We start from the raw sequence: 18342 nt of genomic DNA, 5'->3' as shown, positions 1-18342 counted from the left end.
ACTCAGCCCTGGGTCGCGGTGGTGTCCTGGAGACCGGGAACGCGCAGCCGCTTTCCGGCGGTGAACATTCGACCATCCTTGATCCCGGGAAGGTTCGGGGTCGCGGTCACGGGTGCCTTCGCGGTGACCTCGGCGCTGAAGAGCAGGCGCACCGAGTCCTCGCGGACGCTGTCGGCCATGGTCTGGAAGAGCAGGAAGCCTTCACGCTGGTACTCCACCAGCGGATCACGCTGAGCCATCGAGCGCAGCCCGATGCCTGACTTCAGGTAATCCATCTCGTAGAGGTGCTCCTGCCACTTTTCATCGATCACGGTGAGCAGGACCCGGCGCTCGAGCTGCCGGATCGTGTCCTCCCCGACCTCCTCGGCCTTGTTCTCGTAGGCGACCTTGGCGTCAGAGATGAGCTCGCGCTTGAGCATCTTGGTATTGAGCTGATCGATCCCCCCTGCCTCTTCGACCAGGTCCTCGATGCTCAGCGACACCGGGTAGAGCGACTTGAGCTCTTCCCAGAGCGCCTCAAGGTCCCAGTCCTCGGAGGAGGAGGCGGTGGTCTTCTCCTCGATCATCAGGCTCACCGCGTCTTCGATGAAGTGCTGGACCTTCTCGTGGACGTCGTCGCCCTCGAGGATCCGGCGGCGGTCGGAGTAGATGGCCTGACGCTGTCGGTTCATGACGTCGTCGTACTTGAGCACGTTCTTGCGGGTCTCGGTGTTCTGACCCTCGCGCTGCTGCTGGGCGTTGGCGATCGCGGAGGACACGAATTTGTGTTCCACCGGGATCTCGTCGCCCATGGCCTTGGAGTTCATGATGCGCGCGGCGGCCGCCTGGTTGAACAGCCGCATCAGGTCATCGGTCAACGAGATGTAGAACCGCGACTCGCCGGGGTCGCCCTGACGTCCGGAGCGTCCGCGCAGCTGATTGTCGATGCGACGGGACTGGTGGCGCTCGGTGCCGAGCACGTAGAGCCCACCCAGTTCGCGGACCGTGTCTCCGTCGGCCTTGGTCTCGGCCTTGGCACGGTCGAAGACCTCATCCCATTTGGCCTCGTAGGCCTCGGCGTCCTTCTCAGGATCCAGGCCGAGCTTCTCCATCTCGCGGACCGCGTTGAACTCGGCGTTGCCGCCGAGCATGATGTCGGTGCCTCGGCCTGCCATGTTGGTGGCCACGGTGACCGATCCCTTGCGGCCGGCCTGGGCGACGATGGTGGCCTCGTGCTCGTGGTTCTTCGCGTTGAGCACCTCGTGGCGGATGCCGGCCTGAGCCAGCTTCTTGGAGAGGTACTCGGACTTCTCCACAGACTCGCTGCCGACCAGGATCGGCTGGCCCTTCTCGTGGCGCTCGATGATGTCCTTCATCACCGCATCGAACTTCACGACCTCGTTCTTGTAGACCAGGTCGTTGTGGTCCATGCGCTGGCGGGGACGGTTCGACGGGATCGGGACGACGCCGAGCTTGTAGGTCGACATGAACTCGCCAGCCTCGGTCTCTGCCGTGCCGGTCATGCCGGAGATCTTGTCGTAGCTGCGGAAGTAGTTCTGCAGCGTCACGGTGGCCCGAGTCTGGTTCTCAGGCTTGACCCGGACCTGCTCCTTGGCCTCGATGGCCTGGTGCAGACCTTCGTTGTAGCGTCGGCCCTTCAGGATGCGCCCGGTGTGCTCATCGACGATGTGCACCTCGCCCTGGGAGACCACGTAGTCGGTGTCCCGACGGTAGAGCTCCTTGGCCCGGATGGCGTTGTTGAGGTACTGGATCAGCGTGGTGTTCTGGGTCTCGTAGAGGTTCTCGATGCCGAGGTAGTCTTCGACCTTGTCGATCCCGGACTCCAGCACGCCGACGGTGCGCTTCTTCTCGTCGACCTCGTAGTCCTCGTCGATGTGCAGCTTCTTCACCAGGGTGGAGAAGTCGTTGTACCAGCGGGAGATGTCACCGGAGGCGGCCCCCGAGATGATCAGCGGGGTCCGGGCCTCGTCGATGAGGATCGAGTCGATCTCATCGATGATGGCGTAGTGGTGCTCACGCTGGACGAGGTCGTCCAGGGACTGCGCCATGTTGTCGCGCAGGAAGTCGAAGCCGAACTCGTTGTTCGTGCCGTAGGTGATGTCCGCGGCGTAGGCCTCGCGGCGCGCGGCCGGCTTGAGGTCGTTGGTGATGGTCCCGACGTTGAGGCCGAGGAAGCGGTAGACGCGTCCCATGAGGTCCGCCTGGTACTTCGCCAGGTAGTCGTTCACCGTGACCACGTGGACGCCCTTGCCGGTGAGCGCGTTCAGATACGCCGGGGCGGTCGCGACCAGGGTCTTGCCCTCACCGGTGCCCATCTCGGCGATGTCGCCCAGGTGCAGGGCGGCTCCACCCATCAGCTGCACGTCATAGTGACGCTGACCCAGCGTGCGGTCCGCTGCCTCCCGCACCGTGGCGAAGGCCTCGGGCAGCAGCGAGTTCAGCGACTCGCCGTCGCGCAGGCGCTCCCGGAAGCGTTCGGTCTCGGCGCGCAGCTCTGCGTCGCTGAGTTCCTTGAACTCGTCCTCCAGGAGGTTCACCGCATCCGCATAGGAGCGCAGAGTCCTGAGGACTTTCTTATCCCCGGTCTTGAGGATTCGTTCAAGCAGTGTGGGCACAGCCAGTTCTCCATCAGTGTCTACTGGTTCCGCGGAGACTCACGATAGGCATGAGTCACCATCCGTCATTCTACGCGCTCACCCCAGGAGCCCCCGAACCGGGCCACCAGTTCAACTCCCGCACAGCGTTGAGGGGCGGATTCTGCGAGCATCTGCGCCCGCCGGGACACGGAGTGCCCGGAGAATCCGCCCCTCGACGTGGGGGTCACCCCTCTGCTGAGGGGTCTTGGGTGGGTGTGGGGCGGAGGTCAGGAGGCCTGGTAGGCCAGTTCCTCGACCACCGGTTCGTGCTCATCACTGCCGTTCTGGTCCAGCGAGATCACGCCGTAGGTCCAGCCGCGGCGGCGGTAGACCGCTGAGGGCTGTCCTGTTGCGGCATCCACGAAGAGGTAGAAGTCGTGGCCGACGAGTTCCATCGCATCCACGGCTGCGTCCACGCTCACGGGCTTGGCCGAAAAGACCTTGCGCCGGATCTTGATGCTTGACTCCGCCTCGTCCTCGGTGGGCGGCACATCATCAGCCGCCTCGGCATCGAGGACCTGTTCGTAGAGCGGACGGTCAGTCCGGGCTGGGGGAACGCTCGCCATTGCGGCGGCGACGTCAGCGGCCCCGTTGTGAGAGGCGTGGGCCCGGGACTTCTTCTTGTCCAGGGTGCGCCGCAGCCGCTCGGTGAGCTTGTTCAGTGCGATCTCGAAGGCCGCGAACTTGTCCCCGGCCTGCGCTTCGGAACGAATGACCTTGCCACGGCCGATGACGGTCAGCTCGACGGTCATGCTGGTGTCGGCTCGGCGGTGGGAGTTTTCGCTGGAGACCTTGATCTCCAGGCGATGCCCCTTGTCGGTGAGCTGCTCGATCTTCTCGAGCTTTCCTTCGACGTGCTCCTTGAAAGCGGAGGGGATCGCGATATTTCGGCCAGTGAAGTTGACCTGCAGAGTCATTCTGTCCTCCTCGTATCCGATATCAGACACAGCGGGGACGGGAACGATGTCCCCCTCGCCGCTGCGATGGGACTGTAAGAAGTACCCATACCTCAGACTAGTTCGCCCGAGCGACCCACGTCACCATTTACGCCTCGGGCGAAGCTCTCACCAGCGGAAATTCTGATTCAGCCCCAGGTCCAGGGGCTGCGGCAAAGACTGCCGCACCGCGGATCGAAGCCCCTGCGGCGTCGAGCACCCGGTAGAGCTCGGCCAGCGTGGACCCGCTGGTGAGCACGTCATCGACCAGCAGCACCTCGGCGCCGGGGAGCATCTGATGACCCCGAGGGGTCAGCTCGAGGCTTCCCACCGTCCGACGGCGTCTGGCACGAGCGCCCCGGGTCTTCTGGCGTCCTTGCGCCGGGTTCAGGGAACGCAGCGACGCGGCTCGCGTCTGGCGCAGCAGCCCCGGCGCGGGCAGCAGCCGCGGCTCGTCGTGGTCCGGCGGCGAGCCGCTGGCGAGGGCGTGGCTCAACAGCTTCTGCACCGGATCGAATCCACGGGTCAGCTGGGAACGCAGCGACGACGGCGGGCTCACCAGCAGCCAGGGCCGCGAGCCGGTGGACGCGGGATCAGACCCCTCGACGGCGCGCGCGGCGGCCAGGCGCAGCGCCCGGGCAAGCCCTGGACCCAGAGCGGCACCCAGCCCGATGGCCCCATGATCCTTGAACGCCAGCACCGCCCGGGCCAGCAGCCCCTCGTAGCGCCCAGCCGCGCTGACCCGCAGCACGGTGATCGTCTCGCAGGTCATCAGCAGCGGCAGGGCCAGAGCCTGTTGCTCGGCGGCGAACGGGGCGCGGGTCAGCAGATGCAGATCCTCGGCGCAGAGCTCACACAGCACCTCGTCCTGTTCCGCGCAGCCGATGCACCAGACGGGGGTGATGATCCCGGCCGCCGAACGCAGCGCCGCTCGGGTCACGACCCCGGCAGGCCCGAACCAGAGCTGGTCCGCGGCCCGGGCGAGCCCAACGGGGTGCCGGCGCATCGGATCCATGCTCCGATCATGGCTCAGCCCCCGCACCGCGGGCTCGGCGCCGCGGCCGCTTGGGAGAGGCAGCACGCGGGGGCGGAACCACCGGCCCCTGGGGAGAACCTGACCCGGCGCGACGGCGGAGTCACCGGTTCCTCGGGAGAAGGAGCCCGGCGCCTCAGCCCCGGAACGCGAGGTCGCGCACCTCGATCTCCTCAAGGGCCACCCAGGCGTCCCCGTTGCTCGAGAGGTTCCGGAAGGGTACGTCCACGGTCTCGGCGAAGATCTTCTGCTGCCCCTCGCCCACCGAGATGTTCAGCAGCCCCAACAACGGGCTGTCCACCCGGTTCGCACCGGTCAGGGTGACCCGCTCCGGGGTCATGGTCTCCTCGTCCGAGCTCGCCCACACGTAGAGCGCGTCGGGACCCTGCCAGCGCACCTCTTCGAGCTCCACACTGGTCTCCAGTCGCATCGGCTGTCCGAGTCCGCGCGGGATGCCGGACGAGTCGCGGATGACGCCGGCCACGTACAGGTCCCGCTCGCCGTCGTCGTCGAGGATCAGCGCGGCGCGGGCCCCGTCCTGGGCGATGCGCAGCGAGGAGATGGTGCGGTCCGCGAGCCAGTCGGCGCTGACCTCGGCGCTGGAGGGCTCCAGCGATTCGTCATAGGCAAGGGCGTGGACGGTGGCGTCGTCCCCCTCCGAGGAGGCAGTCCAGGTCCAGCCGTAGTTGTCCATCGAGGGACGGGTGAGGTTGTCGGCCTCCAGCACCAGGTCTGGGGCTCGGTCGGGGCGCAGATGGTAGAGCTGGTCGCCGTCGCCGTTGAGGAACGCGAAGACGTCCTCGGAGGACGATCCTGGGATCGCCGGGGACTGCGGTTCGAGGTCGGAGATGTCGGGCAGACTTGCGATGGACAGTGTGACCTGGTCGTTCTGCCGGACCAGGGTGCCGTCCTCGATGCCGATCTGGGTGGAGTCGACCTCCGGAGAGACCTCGATGTCGAGCCGGTCTTCGTCCTCCAGCTCCGACTGCAACGGGATGTCCAGATCACGCTGGGCGACGGTGATCTCCACCTCGTTGATCCGGGTGAGTGAGGTCAGGGCGAGATCAAGCTGCTGCTGCATCAGGGCTCGTTCCGCCGGTTCGGCGTCCTCGACGCCTTCCGGGGAGAGGTCCACGGCGGCGGTGTTGTTGTCGACAGGCACCGAGGCGCGCTCCAGCTCCACCTCATCGCCGAAGGCCGAGACCACCGCCGGTTCGAGATAGGGCGCCGGTCCGGCGAGCAGCGCGCTGACGATCTCCGAGGAGATCCCCGGACGGTTCAGGAACCAGCGCTGATCGGGCACCGCGTACTGCAGCTGCGGGTCGAAGAAGTAGAGCGTGTGCGCCTGGAAGACTTGTTGGAAGCTCCCGTCGAGCAGCATCGTTCCGTCGGGAGCATCGGTGATCCGCCACTCTCCCCCGATCTCCTCCAGGGTGAAGTCCATGACCTCAGTGGAGTCCTCGGGCAGCCGGGTCAGAATTCCGGCGCCGTCCACCACGGAGTCCACCTGGAACGGGGCGCTCCAGGTGTTGTCTCCGGAGGCGAGCACCTGCGGCTCGGAAGAGTAGACCACGGTCCGGGCATCGGGCCGCCAGTCCCGGGCCGCCGCGGGAGACATGAACTGCCGCGCGATGGCGTAGTCGTCCTGGGCGCCGGCTCCCGCGCGGATGAATCCGTCGATGATCTGCTCGGCGGTGGCACCGGTCTGCGGAGGCTGCGCATAGGAGGAGTACGCGAACTCCTCGGCCGAGTCCGGGGCAGAGGTGCCCACCGGCCCATCGGTGGGCAGCAGCGGTGAACAGGCGCCGAGCGTGAACACCAGCGCGAGCAGCGCTGTGATCAGGATGAGGGTTCGGCGGCGGATCATGACTCACCCTTCTTCGGCAGGTACAGCGCCTGTTCGTTGATCCGGTCATGCTCCGGCTCGTCTTCGGTGAGGTCCTGGATGTTCTCGACGCGGTACCGGTCTGTCGCCCGGTATACCGGCGGCAGTGCCATCGGCGAGGCTCGATAGGGCACCGACTGCCGGCGCGGCAGCACCAGCCGGAAGCAGGAGCCCTGTCCTTTCTGCCCCCAGGCGTCGAGTGCGCCCTGGTGAAGCCGGGTGTCCTCGGTGGCGATGGAGAGGCCCAGTCCGGAGCCTCCGGTGGTCCGCGCCCGGGCCGGATCTGCTCGCCAGAAGCGATCGAAGACGTGGGCCACCTCGGAGGGGCTCATTCCGATGCCGTGGTCGCGCACCGCGATGCCGATCGCGGTGGGGCTGGAGGAGACGATCACATCGACCGGACGGGCTTCGGCGTGTTCGATCGCGTTGTTGATCAGGTTGCGCAGGATCCGGCTGATCCGGCGGGCGTCGACCTCGGCGATGAAGGTCTCCCCCTGGACCACCATCCCCAGCGGGGTGTTCGAGCTCTCCGCCAGCGGCTTGGAGCTGATCAGGACCTCACGGGTGAGGGCCAGGAGATCGACCTCGGCGGTGGCCAGCTCTGCGGCCCCGGCGTCGAACCGGGACATCTCCAACAGGTCCGAGAGCAGCGCCTGGAACCGCTCAACCTGGTGGTGTAGCAGCTCGGTGGAGCGCCGGTTGATCGGATCGAAGTCATCGCGGGATTCATGGAGCACCTCCGCGGCCATCCGCACGGTGGTCAGCGGGGTGCGCAGCTCGTGGGAGACGTCGGAGACGAAGCGCTGCTGCATCTTCGAGAGGTTGGCCAGCTGGGTGATCTGCTCCTGCAGATTCGAGGCCATCCGGTTGAACGACAGGCCGAGTCGAGCGATCTCGTCTTCGCCGCGCACCGCGAGACGCTGGTCCAGCTGTCCGTCGGCGATCCGTTCCGAGACCTCGGCGGCCTGGGAGACCGGGCGCACGACCGAGCGGGCGACCCAGGCGGCGATAGCCATGTTGATCAGCAGGATCGCGATGCCGGCGACGAGCATGGTGCGGAAGACGAAGGCCACGTTCTCCTGGACCGGGGAGAAGTCGTAGACGAAGTAGAGCGCGTAGGAGTTGCCCTGGATGTCGACCTGGGTGCCGAACGCCACGCCAGGCGCGTCGTCGTCGAGCTGGACCGCCTGCCAGTACTGGCCGGTGCCACCGGCCACGGCCGCGTTCAGCTCATCGGAGATGTCTCGCGGGGTCACACCCTCAGAGGCGATGGGGTCCACGTAGAGGTTCTCGCCACCTTCCAGCGGCAGCAGGACAAAGTCGCGCTGGATCTGCGCGGTGGAGTCCTGCACATCGTCAAGGATCGACTGGATGTCCTGCTGCGCCTCGGCCCGACTGCTGGTGCTCAGCGTCGCGAAGCTGCCCCGGATGGTGTCCAGGCCGTCGGCGGCCTCCAGCTCGGCCTGATCGAAGCGCTCCTGGAAGAGCCCGGAGGTGACCTGCTGAACCAGGAAGGCCGCGACGGCCATGGTGCTGATCATGGTGAGCAGACCGGTGAAGAAGACCGCACGGATCAGCAGCGAGCGCGCCCAGAGACGAGGCAGCCCGCTGACCTTCCGGGCGCTGCCGGCGAAGGTCCGCTTGGCGCCGGAGGCCGGCGACTGCTGGCCCTCGGCCTTCGCGGCCGCCTCGCTCTCCTCCAGGGGCCCCTGGGCGCGCTCCCGGATCACCGGGATGCTGCCCGTGGAGGTCGCCGAGGAGCGCGAGGCGGTCCGATCTGCGGTGTTCTCAGCTTCGCCAGGAATGACTACCCCTGACCTCCGGCTTTGTAGCCGACGCCGCGCACGGTCTGCACGATCTCGGGGTTCTCCGGATCCTTCTCGATCTTGGAACGGAGCCGCTGCACGTGAACGTTGACCAGTCGCGTGTCGGCCTGGTGCCGGTAGCCCCAGACCTCTTGGAGCAGCATCTCGCGGTTCCAGACCTGCCAGGGCTTCTTCGCCAGCGCGGTGAGCAGGTCGAACTCCAGTGGGGTCAGCGAGATCCGGTGTTCGCCGCGGCGAACCTCGTGGCCGGCGACGTCGATGCTCAGGTCTCCGATGGTGAGGTTCTCCCCGTCGGGACGCGCATTGTGGTCGGCCGGGCGCAGACGTGCGCGCACCCGGGCCACCAGCTCGGCGGGCTTGAAGGGCTTCGGCACATAGTCATCGGCTCCGGCCTCGAGGCCGCGCACCACATCGGCGGTGTCTGACTTGGCGGTCAGCATGATCACCGGAGTGTCGGCCTCTTCGCGGATCTCGCGGCAGACCTCGATGCCGTCCTTGCCGGGCAGCATCAGGTCGAGCAGGACCACGTCGGGCTTGGAGCTGTGGAAGGTCTCCAGGGCATCTTCGCCGTTGAAGCAGAAGGTGGGCTCGAATCCCTCATTGCGCAGCACAATACCGATCATCTCTGCGAGCGCTTCGTCGTCGTCGACGACCAGGATTCTGGCTTTCATCTGCTCTCCATCCGTAGAGGTCCTGCGCCGCAGAGCTTCTCGCGGGCACAGGTTTGGGCCCAGTTCCATGCGGCACCTCACTCAGGATATATGAGAGCGGTAGGCTGGGCGCAGAGGGCACTCGCGCAGACGCGCTTGAGGAGGGGCGATGATCCGTACAGCGGAGACACACCGTGGTGCTCGGCCATGGCCGAGCGCCGGTTCAGCGCCGTCTGGCGTGCCGGATCAGCAACTGACCCCGGGGGCGGTCTTCCCGCTGCGCCGGATGGTCGCCGATGAGCTCTTCAGCGCCGCGGTGGCGGTCATCCGCCGTTCGCCCAGAGCCGTGCTCGGCGTCCCGTTCCTCGCCGGCCTGGTGAACTTCGGACTCACCCTGCTGATGATGCTGGTGCTGCCCTCGTCCTCCTATATGCGCATGCTCACCGACCCGGGCGCCTTCGACGATCCGGACCTCGCGCTGGGCGTGGCCACCGACGCGGCGTTCCTGTGGGTGACCTTCGCGAGCTCGGCGGTGACCTCCCTGGTGATCGCGGTCGCCACCGCGTATATGGTGCTGCCCACGCTGCGCGCCGCCTACGGCCTGCACACCGGGATGGCCCAGACGATCCGGCTCCGGCTGCGCCGGCTCGGACCGACCGTGCTGAACCTGCTGGTGCTGGGACTGATCCTCGCCGTGGTGGCGCTGCCGGTGTTCTTCGTCGCGGTGCTGCTGGTGGTGATCACCCTGTTCCTGGGCGCGATCGTGGTCCTCCCCGCGCTCTTCCTCGCCCTGTGCTGGGTCACCGCGGCGGTGATGTACGCGCCGTTGACGGTGGTGGTCGAGCGCATGGGCCCCCTCGCGGCCATCGCCAGGTCCTGGAGGCTCAACCGGGGACGCTGGTGGCGCAACATCGGGCTGGTCGCGCTGCTCTACGTGATCCTCGGGCTGGCCTTCGCGATCGCGTCGGTGCCGCTGATGCTCACCGTGGCCGTCTCGGAGCTGCTGGAGTCCGGCCTGACCTCCGGCGGCGAGTGGGCCGGCTTCGCGGTGTTCGCCCTCACCGAGCTCTACGGCACCGTGCTCGCCACCCTGTTCATCGGGGTCGTGGGCACGGTGATCTCCCTGATGTACCTCAACGCCAGGATTCGGCAGGAGGCCCTCGACGTGACGCTGCTCGCGGCGGCGGACCCGGTGCGAACCTCGGCGACGGTCGCAGACGGCATCCCCGGACAGCCGGGGCTGTCAGCCGCGGCGGGATCGGCTCGGCCGGAGCGCACACCGACGGACCACCTCGTGCCGGGGTCTGTCGAGCACCTCCACGAACACTTCTCGGAGGTGGACGCCGGTGCAGCCCGAACCCGATGAGGCGCGAAGACTCCTCGAGCAGGAGCTCGCCGATCCGCGCTATCAGCGCGATGCCACCGGTCCGCTGCGCGAGGCCGCGGAACGGTTCTTCGGCTGGCTCGAACAGCTGAGCCTGAACCTGGGACCGGTGGACCTGCCCCTGGGCCCGGTGCTGCTGCTGATCCTGCTGCTCGCAGCGGTGATCCTGTGCATCGTGCTGGTGCGGCCCCGGCTGCAGCGCGGCTCCGACTCGGAGGACCTGCTCACCAGCCCGGCCGGCATCACCGCTGACCAGCTGCGCCGGCGCGCCGAGTCCCACGCCCAGGCCGGACGCTTCGACGCGGCCTGCCGGGAGCTCTTCCGTGCCGTGATCCGCGGCGCCGAGGAGCACCGGGAGCTCGCCGAACAGGCTGGACGCACCGCCACCGAGGCCGGAGCAGCACTGGCCCGGGCCCACCCCGCCCAGGCGCGGGCCGCGATGCACGCGGCCGAGCTGTTCAACTACTCCCGCTACGGCGGCGGGTCGCTGCAGCGCGCCGACTACGACACCCTGCTCACCCTGGACGCACGACTGCAGTCGACCCAGCCCGAGGCTGCCCAGCCCGAGACTTCGGACCCCGAGGGCGAGCAGCGGCGGCAGGACGCCGGGATCCAGCAGAGCTCCGGCAGCGAGCAGAATCAGGGGGCGCGCAGGTGACCACGACGGCGACGCTCGGCTCCACGCTGCGCAGCGGCTTCCAGCGGTGGCAGTTCTGGCTGCTCCTGCTGATCCTGGGGATCCTCTCCGTCGCGCTGCTCCAGGCGCTCAGCGATGAGGACCTGGAGCGGTTCGGGCTGGAGAACACCTCACTGGACGGGTATGCGGCGGTGGCCGAGGTGCTTCAGGACGACGAGGTCGAGATCCACCAGGCGCCCTCGGCGGAGATCGCCCGGGAGCTGCTGAGTGAGCACCCCCAGGCCCCGCTGGTGGTCGTCTCCACCGGGGACGTCCCCGATGACGCCTTCACCGAGCGGCTCCGTGACCTCGGGGACCGGCCGGTGCTGCTGCTCAGCGAGGGACCCGAGCTGCTCAGCGCGCTGCACCCGGAAGGTCCGGAGCTCTATGCCGGGGCCCACCCCGGCGGCGGATCCGGCTCTGCGCTCGAGGCCGGCGCCCAGTGCCCGGTCGACGCCGCCGTGAACGCCTCCACGGTGCAGGCCCCCGGCGCGCTGTTCTACAGCGATGAGCCGGGCTGTTTCACCGGATTCTCTGATGACGCCGGGGACGCGCAGATGCTCATCGAGACCGACGCCGGAGTGTTCTTCGGCGGACCCGCGGCGTTCACCAATCAGAACATCAGCGACGCCGGGCACGCGGCGCTGGCGCTGTGGCTCTTCGGCGCCGAGGACGATCTCATCTGGTACACCCCGATGGGCCTCGACACCCTGGAGGACCAGCAGTGGGCCTCTCCGATGGACCTTCTCCCCGGCTGGGTCATCCCGCTGGCCTGGTGGCTGCTGCTCTGTGCGCTGGTGATGATGCTGGTGCTCGGGCGACGTCCCGGTCCGGTGGTGGGCGAGCCGCTTCCGGTTCAGGTCCCCGCTGCCGAGACCGCCGAGGGGCGCGGCCGGATGTATCAGAGCGCCAACGCGGTGGCCGCCTCCGCTCAGACCCTGCGCAGCGCGCACCTGCTCCGGCTCGCCCGGCTGCTCCGCCTGGGCGCCGCCCCGCGGGAGGCCAGCATCATCGACGCCGCCGCCCGGCAGGTGCGCCGCGACCCGGCCCAGCTGGCCGAGCTGCTCGCCCGGCGGCCACGCAGCAACTCAGACCTGGTCTCCTACGCCCAGGCGCTGGCGCAGCTCGAAGAGGAGGTCCAGCGTGCAACGCTGAACCATCACCCCAGCGGCCGCCACGCGAACCCCGACCCCACACACCTGAACCACCAGCAAGGGAAGAACACCAGCAATGACTGAACCGCATATCGCCGCCGCCCAGAACCATCACGCGGCACCCCCGGCCTCGCACCAGCTCGCAGACCAGCTTCCGGATCAGGCGGCCCACCAGCTGCGCGACAAGTTCCATCAGGTCCGCGGCGAGGTGGCCAAGGCAGTGGTCGGTCAGGACGCCGCGGTGACGAGCGTGCTCATCGGGCTGCTGGTGCGCGGACACGTGCTCCTCGAAGGTGTGCCCGGAGTGGCCAAGACGCTGCTGGTCCGGGCCATCTCCGCCTCGCTGAGCCTGGACACCTCGCGGGTCCAGTTCACCCCGGACCTGATGCCCGGCGACGTCACCGGCTCGCTGGTCTATGACTCCAAGACCGGAGACTTCAGCTTCCGCGAGGGCCCGGTCTTCACCAATCTGCTGCTTGCCGATGAGATCAACCGCACCCCGCCGAAGACGCAGGCCTCGCTGCTCGAGGCCATGGAGGAGCGGCAGGTCTCGGTGGACGGGATCAGCCGCGCGCTGCCCGACCCCTTCCTGGTCGCCGCGACCCAGAACCCGGTGGAGTATGAGGGCACCTACCCGCTGCCAGAGGCGCAGCTGGACCGCTTCCTGCTCAAGGTCCACCTGGATCTGCCCCAGCGCGGCGAGGAGATCGAGGTCATCCGGCGCCACGCCGCCGGGTTCAACCCCTCCGACCTCGCCGGCGCCGGCGTGCGCGCCGTGGCCGGGGCGCAGGACGTCCTCGCCGCCCGCGAGCAGGTTCGCGAGGTCGCGATCGCCGGTGAGGTCCTCGCCTATATCGTGGACCTCGCCCGCGCGACCCGAGAGACCCCGAGCTTCCAGCTGGGCGTCTCCCCGCGCGGCGCCACCGCCCTGATGAACGCCTCTCGCGCCTGGGCCTGGCTCTCCGGCCGCGACTTCATCACCCCCGACGACGTCAAGGCGCTCGCCCCGGCCTGCCTGCGCCACCGCGTCTCGCTGCGGCCGGAGGCGGCGATGGACGGGGTCAGCATCGACGACGTGCTGCAGTCCATCCTGGCCACCGTCCCGGTCCCTCGCTGAGCGGCGCCCGATGGTCCTGACCCGACGGTTCCTCTACCTGGCGCTGGGACTCAGCGCCGTCGTCGTCGTGTTCCCGGCCCAGGCGACCCTGCTGGTCTGCGCGCTGCTGCTGGTGCTGATCGCCGGGACCGACGTGGTCCTCGCCGGCTCGCCGCGCAGCGTCCGGGTCGACCGTGTGCCCACCGCCCCGGTGCGGCTGGGCCAGGCGACGACGGCGAGCACCACCATCACGCACACCGGGTCGCGCCGACTGCGCGGGCAGGTCAAGGACGGCTGGCAGCCCTCTGCCGGAGCGCGCCGGCAGGTCAGTCCGCTGGAGCTGGGCCCCGGCCGTCCGGCTGGCGGCGGGCCGGCCGGCGGCGGACTCTCGGGCGGCAGGCCAATCGCCCGGACCGAGACGGTCCAGATCGACACGCCGCTGCGGCCCACCCGTCGCGGCGACCTGCACAGCGAGCATCTCAGCGTGCGCTCGATCGGCCCGCTGGGACTGGCCGGTCGGCAGGTGACCCACCGGGTGCGGCATGCTCAGCGGGTGCTGCCGCCGTTCCATTCGCGCCGGCACCTGCCCTCGAAGCTGCAACGGCTGCGCGAGCTCGACGGCGCGACCGCGGTTCAGATCCGCGGGGCCGGGCACGAGTTCGACTCGCTGCGCGACTATGTGCGCGGCGACGATGTGCGCTCCATCGACTGGCGCGCCACCGCACGGCGACAGTCCTCTCAGGGACAGCACCTGGTGGTGCGCACCTGGCGTCCCGAGCGCGACCGCCGGGTGATCCTCGCGCTGGACTCCTCCCGCACCTCGGCGGTGCGGATCGAGGATGAGCCGCGGCTGGACTCCGGGATGGAGGCCGCGCTGCTGCTCGGCGCGCTGGCCGCCGGCGCCGGAGACCGAGTGGACTACTTCTCCTTCGATCGCGGGCTCAGCTCGCAGGCACGTTCCGGAATGCGCGGGAATCTGCTGCACCAGATGGCCGAGGCGATGTCCGGGGTTCAGCCGCGCCTGGTCGAGGCGGACTTCTCTCAGCTGCCCGGCCAGATCCGGGCGATCAGCTCCCAGCGCAGCCTGCTGGTGGTGCTGACCTCGCTGGACTCCGGCTCCCTGGAGGAGGGCCTGCTGCCGGTGCTGCCCGCGCTGACCGAGCGCCACCTGGTGGTGCTCGCCGCAGTGCGTGATCCGGAGCTGGATCGGCGGGCGCGCGCCCGCGAGACCGCCGGGGAGGTCTACCGGGCCGCAGCGGCCGAGCGGGCGCTGATCGAGAAGGAGGCGCTGCGCCGCCAGCTGGCCTCGCTCGGGGTCGAGGTCGTCGAGGCCACCCCGCACCAGCTCCCCCCGCAGCTCGCGGACACCTATATCCGACTCAAAGCCTCCGGGCGGCTCTAGCGGCGGCTCCAGGGCCCGGCGCTGACCGGCGGGAATGCATCCACCCCCAGGATTGCTGGATACTGGGCAGAAGAACCAGCTTCGGCGCACCCGCGTGAAGCAGACCAGCAACTGAGGAACCGGGAAGAGATTCATGAAGGTATTGGCAGCCATGTCCGGCGGGGTGGACTCCGCCGTGGCCGCAGCCCGCGCCGTTGACGCCGGCCACGACGTCGTCGGAGTCCATCTGGCGCTGAGTCGGATGCCCGGCACGCTGCGCACCGGATCCCGCGGCTGCTGCACGATCGAGGACTCCTCCGACGCCTGGCGCGCCTGTGAGAAGCTCGGCATCCCGTTCTACGTCTGGGACTTCTCCGAACGCTTCAAGGCTGATGTGGTGGACGACTTCATCAGCGAATACGCCGCCGGCCGGACGCCCAACCCCTGCATGCGCTGCAACGAGAAGATCAAGTTCGAGGCGCTGCTGGACAAGGCGATGGCGCTGGGCTTCGACGCCGTGGCCACCGGCCACTACGCCAAGGTCTTCCGCGACGCCGAGGGGGTCCCCGAGCTACACCGCGCCGCCACCTGGACCAAGGACCAGTCCTATGTGCTGGGGGTGCTCACCACCGAGCAGCTCGAGCACTGCATCTTCCCGCTGGGCGAGACCCCCTCGAAGGACCTGGTCCGGGCTGAGGCCGAGGAGCGCGGACTCTCGGTGGCGAAGAAGCCTGACTCCCACGACATCTGTTTCATCCCCGACGGGGACACCCGCGGCTGGCTCGCCGAGCAGATCGAGCTGCGCAACGGCCCGATCCTCGACGCCCAGGGTGAGCAGATCGGCGAGCATGAGGGCTCTGAGGCCTACACCGTGGGTCAGCGCCGCGGACTCAAGCTCGGCCACCCCGCGCCCGACGGCAAGCCACGCTTCGTGCTGGAGATCCGGCCGAAGGACAACACCGTCGTCGCCGGGCCGCGCGAGCTGCTCGAGATCGACCGGCTCACCGGTATCCGGCTCTCCTGGGCCGGAAGCCCGGTGCCTGAAGCCGCCACCGGCGAGTGGTTCTCGCTCGACCTGCAGATCCGCGCCCACGCCGACCCGGTTCCCGCCCGCGCCCGGGTCGAGGCCGAGCACCCCGAGACCGAGGACGGCGCACCCCGGCTGATGGTGGAGCTCGACGAGGCGCTCCAGGGCGTCGCCCCCGGGCAGACCGCCGTGATGTACCAGGGCACCCGGGTGCTGGGCCAGGCCACGATAGACACTGCGCGGTCGAAGAACTACCAGCCGGTGGCCTCAGCCGCCCAGTAGGCTGGGTGCATGAGCACTGATCCCCGCGCCGGTGAGGCCGCCGCCCAGGTAGAACCCGAGATCCTCGATGAGCTGCTGTCCATGCGGGCCAGCATCGACAACATCGACGCGACCCTGGTCTACCTGCTGGCCGAGCGGTTCAAGGCCACCCAGCGCGTCGGGGTGCTCAAGGCCAAGCATCAGCTCCCCGCGGCCGATCCGGCTCGGGAGAAGAACCAGATCTCCCGGCTCAAGCGGCTCGCGAACGAGGCCCAGCTGGACCCGGAGTTCGCCGAGAAGTTCCTGAACTTCATCATCGAAGAGGTCATCCGGCACCACGAGGCCATCTCTGCCTCCTCCGGCGCGACCGGCGAACCCGGACCGTCCCCTTCCGTCTCCTCCTCCTCCTCCGACGATTCGAACGCCCGCTGATGCTCCTTCGCTCTGCCGCCCCCGGCGTGATGCCCGGGACGAACCTTCTGCGCAGCGCCGAGCTCCAGGCCGCCGAGCTGCCCGCGCCGCATCTGCCCGGACTGCCCGAGCTCCCCGGACGCGGACTGCACTCGCAGCTGCTCGCCCGCAGCCTCGCCCAGCTCTCCGAGCTCTCCGCCGAACTGACCTCTTACGGCTGGCGGATCACCCAGCGCCCCGGCGCCGATGATCAGCGCGCCCGCGGCTGGCTCCGCTCCGATGTGGACACCCTCGCCGACGTCCGCGGGCAGCGTCGCGAGTCGGGCCTGGACGCCGGCGACGACGACGGGCTCGGCGCGCCCCTGGTGCTCGAACTGCTGGGGCCGATCAGCCTCATGGCGGGCCTTGCGCTGCATTCCGGAGAAAAGGTGCTCACCGATCACGGGGCACGCCGCGACCTGGCCGCCTCCCTCGCCACCGGGGTCGCCGAGCACCTGAGCCACGTGCGGAGGGCCTGCGCGCCGTCGTCGTTGACGGTGATCCTCAGCGAACCCGACTACACCCGCGCCCGCGGTGGCCTGATCCCCACCGTCAGCGGCTACCGAACCATCCGCGCCCTGGATCGCGAAGAGGCCCGCGGCCACCTGGGCCTGATGATCGAGACCCTCGAACGAACCGGCGCGGAGGAGATCCTGTTGGACCTCGGCGGCGGCGTGGAGTCCGAACACGTGCAGGACTTCCGGGCGGCGCAGGGCCCCAAGGCGAGCGGCTTCGCGGTGGACCTGACCACGATGCAGGCACCCGAGTGGGAGCGCACCGCCGAACTGGTCGAATCCGGAGCGATCATGCTCACCTCCACGCTGACCTCCGCCGAGACCGCTGCCGCCGCGCGCCCTGCTTCCCGGGACGCAGCCCGCCGCGGCGAGACCCAGCTCCCCCAGGTCAGCGACATGTCTAGACGTCTTCGCGGCCCCTGGGACCGGATCGGGATGCCGCTGAACAGCCTGGAGAGCTTCATCCTGGTCGGCTCCGCGGACCGCCACCAGCCGGAACCGGCCCGCTCACAGTTCGCCGCGCTGACCGAACCTGCCGCGATGCGCGTGCTCACCCGGGTGCGCGACACCGCGGAGGCGCTGCGCGACCAGATCCGCGAAGCCTGAGCGGGCGTCGCTCCGGTTCCGCGCCGGTTGCACGCCCCTCTCGCACGCCTATCCCTACCGCGCCTATCTACCTTCGGCACCCCTCCCCGCCGCACCTATTTACCCTCGGCGCCTCTCCCCTTCCATCGATTGGGCACTTTGCGGTGGAATGAACCCCTGGGCGGACCGCCATTGCGCCGCAAACTGCCCAATGGATGCGCTCAGCACCAGACCGGCAGCGCTCCGCACCCGAACGGGCGGTCTCTGCACCCGGATCATCGAGTTCAGCACCCGAAAGAGGCTCCGATGGAACAACGACTCTCCCTGATCACCCTCGCGGTGGCCGATCTGCGCGCGACCCGGCGCTTCTATCTTGACGGGCTCGGCTGGGCGCCCAGCGTGGAGGCCCCGGGGGTGCTGATGCTGCGCGCCGGGGAGCATCTGCTGCTCTCGCTCTGGGATCGTGGCGAGTTCGAGGCCGAGGTGGGACCGATCATGACCGGCCCGGGGGTCGCACCGCTGACCCTGGCGCATAATGTGGCCACGGACCAGCAGGTCGATGAAGTGCTCAATCAAGCGCGCGACGCCGGCGCGACCGCCGTCCACCCGGCCGAGCGGCGGGAATGGGGCGGCTACAGCGGATACTTCGCCGATCCCGACGGGTTCCGCTGGGAGATCGCCTGCGCACCAGGTGAGGTCAACGAGATCGTCCTGCCCTGAGCCGAACTTTCAGCGCCCACCGACCGACCACGCACCCCCACCCACCGCGTGGGCACTTTGCGGTGCAATGCCGGTCCTCTGGCGGGGCCATTCCACCGCAAAGTGCCCACGCGGGGGGTGGGGGTGCG

15 protein-coding genes are annotated in these 18342 nt (G+C 68.9%); 9 read left to right on the top strand and 6 right to left on the bottom strand.

The features are described from left to right. Positions 1 to 2: 2 nt before the first annotated feature. From secA to mtrA, 6 genes are all read right to left on the bottom strand, one after another. The gene (gene secA, locus ACHAA4_RS12935; RefSeq protein ID WP_435774594.1) at positions 3 to 2615 is read right to left on the bottom strand and encodes a preprotein translocase subunit SecA; all 2613 of its coding nucleotides are present in this window, start codon (positions 2613 to 2615) and stop codon (positions 3 to 5) included. 248 nt (positions 2616 to 2863) lie between these two features. Beyond that, positions 2864 to 3553, bottom strand: a complete 690-nt coding sequence (gene hpf / locus ACHAA4_RS12930) for a ribosome hibernation-promoting factor, HPF/YfiA family (protein ID WP_435774593.1) — start codon at positions 3551 to 3553, stop codon at positions 2864 to 2866. Between the two features lie 127 nt (positions 3554 to 3680). After that, a complete protein-coding gene (locus ACHAA4_RS12925) occupies positions 3681 to 4586 on the bottom strand; it encodes a ComF family protein (RefSeq protein WP_435774592.1) in 906 nt (301 codons plus the stop codon). Positions 4587 to 4740: 154 nt separating this feature from the next. Further along, a complete protein-coding gene (locus ACHAA4_RS12920) occupies positions 4741 to 6471 on the bottom strand; it encodes an LpqB family beta-propeller domain-containing protein (protein ID WP_435774591.1) in 1731 nt (576 codons plus the stop codon). Beyond that, entirely contained in the window at positions 6468 to 8219 is a 1752-nt protein-coding gene (mtrB, locus tag ACHAA4_RS12915) for an MtrAB system histidine kinase MtrB (RefSeq protein WP_435774590.1), read from the bottom strand. The genes ACHAA4_RS12920 and mtrB overlap by 4 nt, the downstream gene beginning before the upstream one ends. A 77-nt stretch (positions 8220 to 8296) precedes the next feature. After that, complete coding sequence (gene mtrA / locus ACHAA4_RS12910) at positions 8297 to 8986, bottom strand: MtrAB system response regulator MtrA (RefSeq protein WP_435774589.1); 690 nt, start codon at positions 8984 to 8986, stop codon at positions 8297 to 8299. Between the two features lie 148 nt (positions 8987 to 9134). Here mtrA and ACHAA4_RS12905 point away from each other — a divergent pair, with 148 nt between their 5' ends. From ACHAA4_RS12905 to ACHAA4_RS12865, 9 genes are all read left to right on the top strand, one after another. Beyond that, a complete protein-coding gene (locus ACHAA4_RS12905) occupies positions 9135 to 10331 on the top strand; it encodes a DUF7847 domain-containing protein (RefSeq protein WP_435774588.1) in 1197 nt (398 codons plus the stop codon). Further along, entirely contained in the window at positions 10312 to 11007 is a 696-nt protein-coding gene (locus ACHAA4_RS12900; RefSeq protein ID WP_435774587.1) for a DUF4129 domain-containing protein, read from the top strand. The genes ACHAA4_RS12905 and ACHAA4_RS12900 overlap by 20 nt, the downstream gene beginning before the upstream one ends. Beyond that, positions 11004 to 12263: a DUF4350 domain-containing protein gene (locus ACHAA4_RS12895; protein WP_435774586.1), complete on the top strand. Its 1260-nt coding sequence runs from the start codon at positions 11004 to 11006 to the stop codon at positions 12261 to 12263. The genes ACHAA4_RS12900 and ACHAA4_RS12895 overlap by 4 nt, the downstream gene beginning before the upstream one ends. Then, positions 12256 to 13296 (top strand): AAA family ATPase, encoded by a 1041-nt coding sequence (locus ACHAA4_RS12890; RefSeq protein WP_435774585.1) that lies wholly within the window; start codon positions 12256 to 12258, stop codon positions 13294 to 13296. The genes ACHAA4_RS12895 and ACHAA4_RS12890 overlap by 8 nt, the downstream gene beginning before the upstream one ends. 10 nt (positions 13297 to 13306) lie before the next feature. Continuing rightward, a complete protein-coding gene (locus ACHAA4_RS12885) occupies positions 13307 to 14677 on the top strand; it encodes a DUF58 domain-containing protein (RefSeq protein ID WP_435774584.1) in 1371 nt (456 codons plus the stop codon). 133 nt (positions 14678 to 14810) lie between these two features. Next, positions 14811 to 15965 (top strand): tRNA 2-thiouridine(34) synthase MnmA, encoded by a 1155-nt coding sequence (gene mnmA, locus ACHAA4_RS12880; protein WP_435774583.1) that lies wholly within the window; start codon positions 14811 to 14813, stop codon positions 15963 to 15965. Between the two features lie 9 nt (positions 15966 to 15974). Then, positions 15975 to 16376 carry a chorismate mutase gene (locus ACHAA4_RS12875; RefSeq protein WP_435774582.1) on the top strand — a complete coding sequence of 134 codons (402 nt, stop codon included), beginning with the start codon at positions 15975 to 15977 and terminating at the stop codon, positions 16374 to 16376. Beyond that, positions 16376 to 17515, top strand: a complete 1140-nt coding sequence (locus tag ACHAA4_RS12870) for a uroporphyrinogen decarboxylase/cobalamine-independent methonine synthase family protein (protein WP_435774581.1) — start codon at positions 16376 to 16378, stop codon at positions 17513 to 17515. The genes ACHAA4_RS12875 and ACHAA4_RS12870 overlap by 1 nt, the downstream gene beginning before the upstream one ends. A 285-nt stretch (positions 17516 to 17800) precedes the next feature. Beyond that, the gene (locus ACHAA4_RS12865) at positions 17801 to 18214 is read left to right on the top strand and encodes a VOC family protein (RefSeq protein WP_435774580.1); all 414 of its coding nucleotides are present in this window, start codon (positions 17801 to 17803) and stop codon (positions 18212 to 18214) included. The last annotated feature ends 128 nt before the right edge of the window (positions 18215 to 18342 follow it).

The sequence above is a fragment of the Nesterenkonia maliinae genome, from assembly GCF_051262655.1.
Taxonomy (GTDB): Bacteria; Actinomycetota; Actinomycetes; order Actinomycetales; family Micrococcaceae; genus Nesterenkonia.
This window is presented reverse-complemented; position numbering and strand designations above follow the sequence as displayed.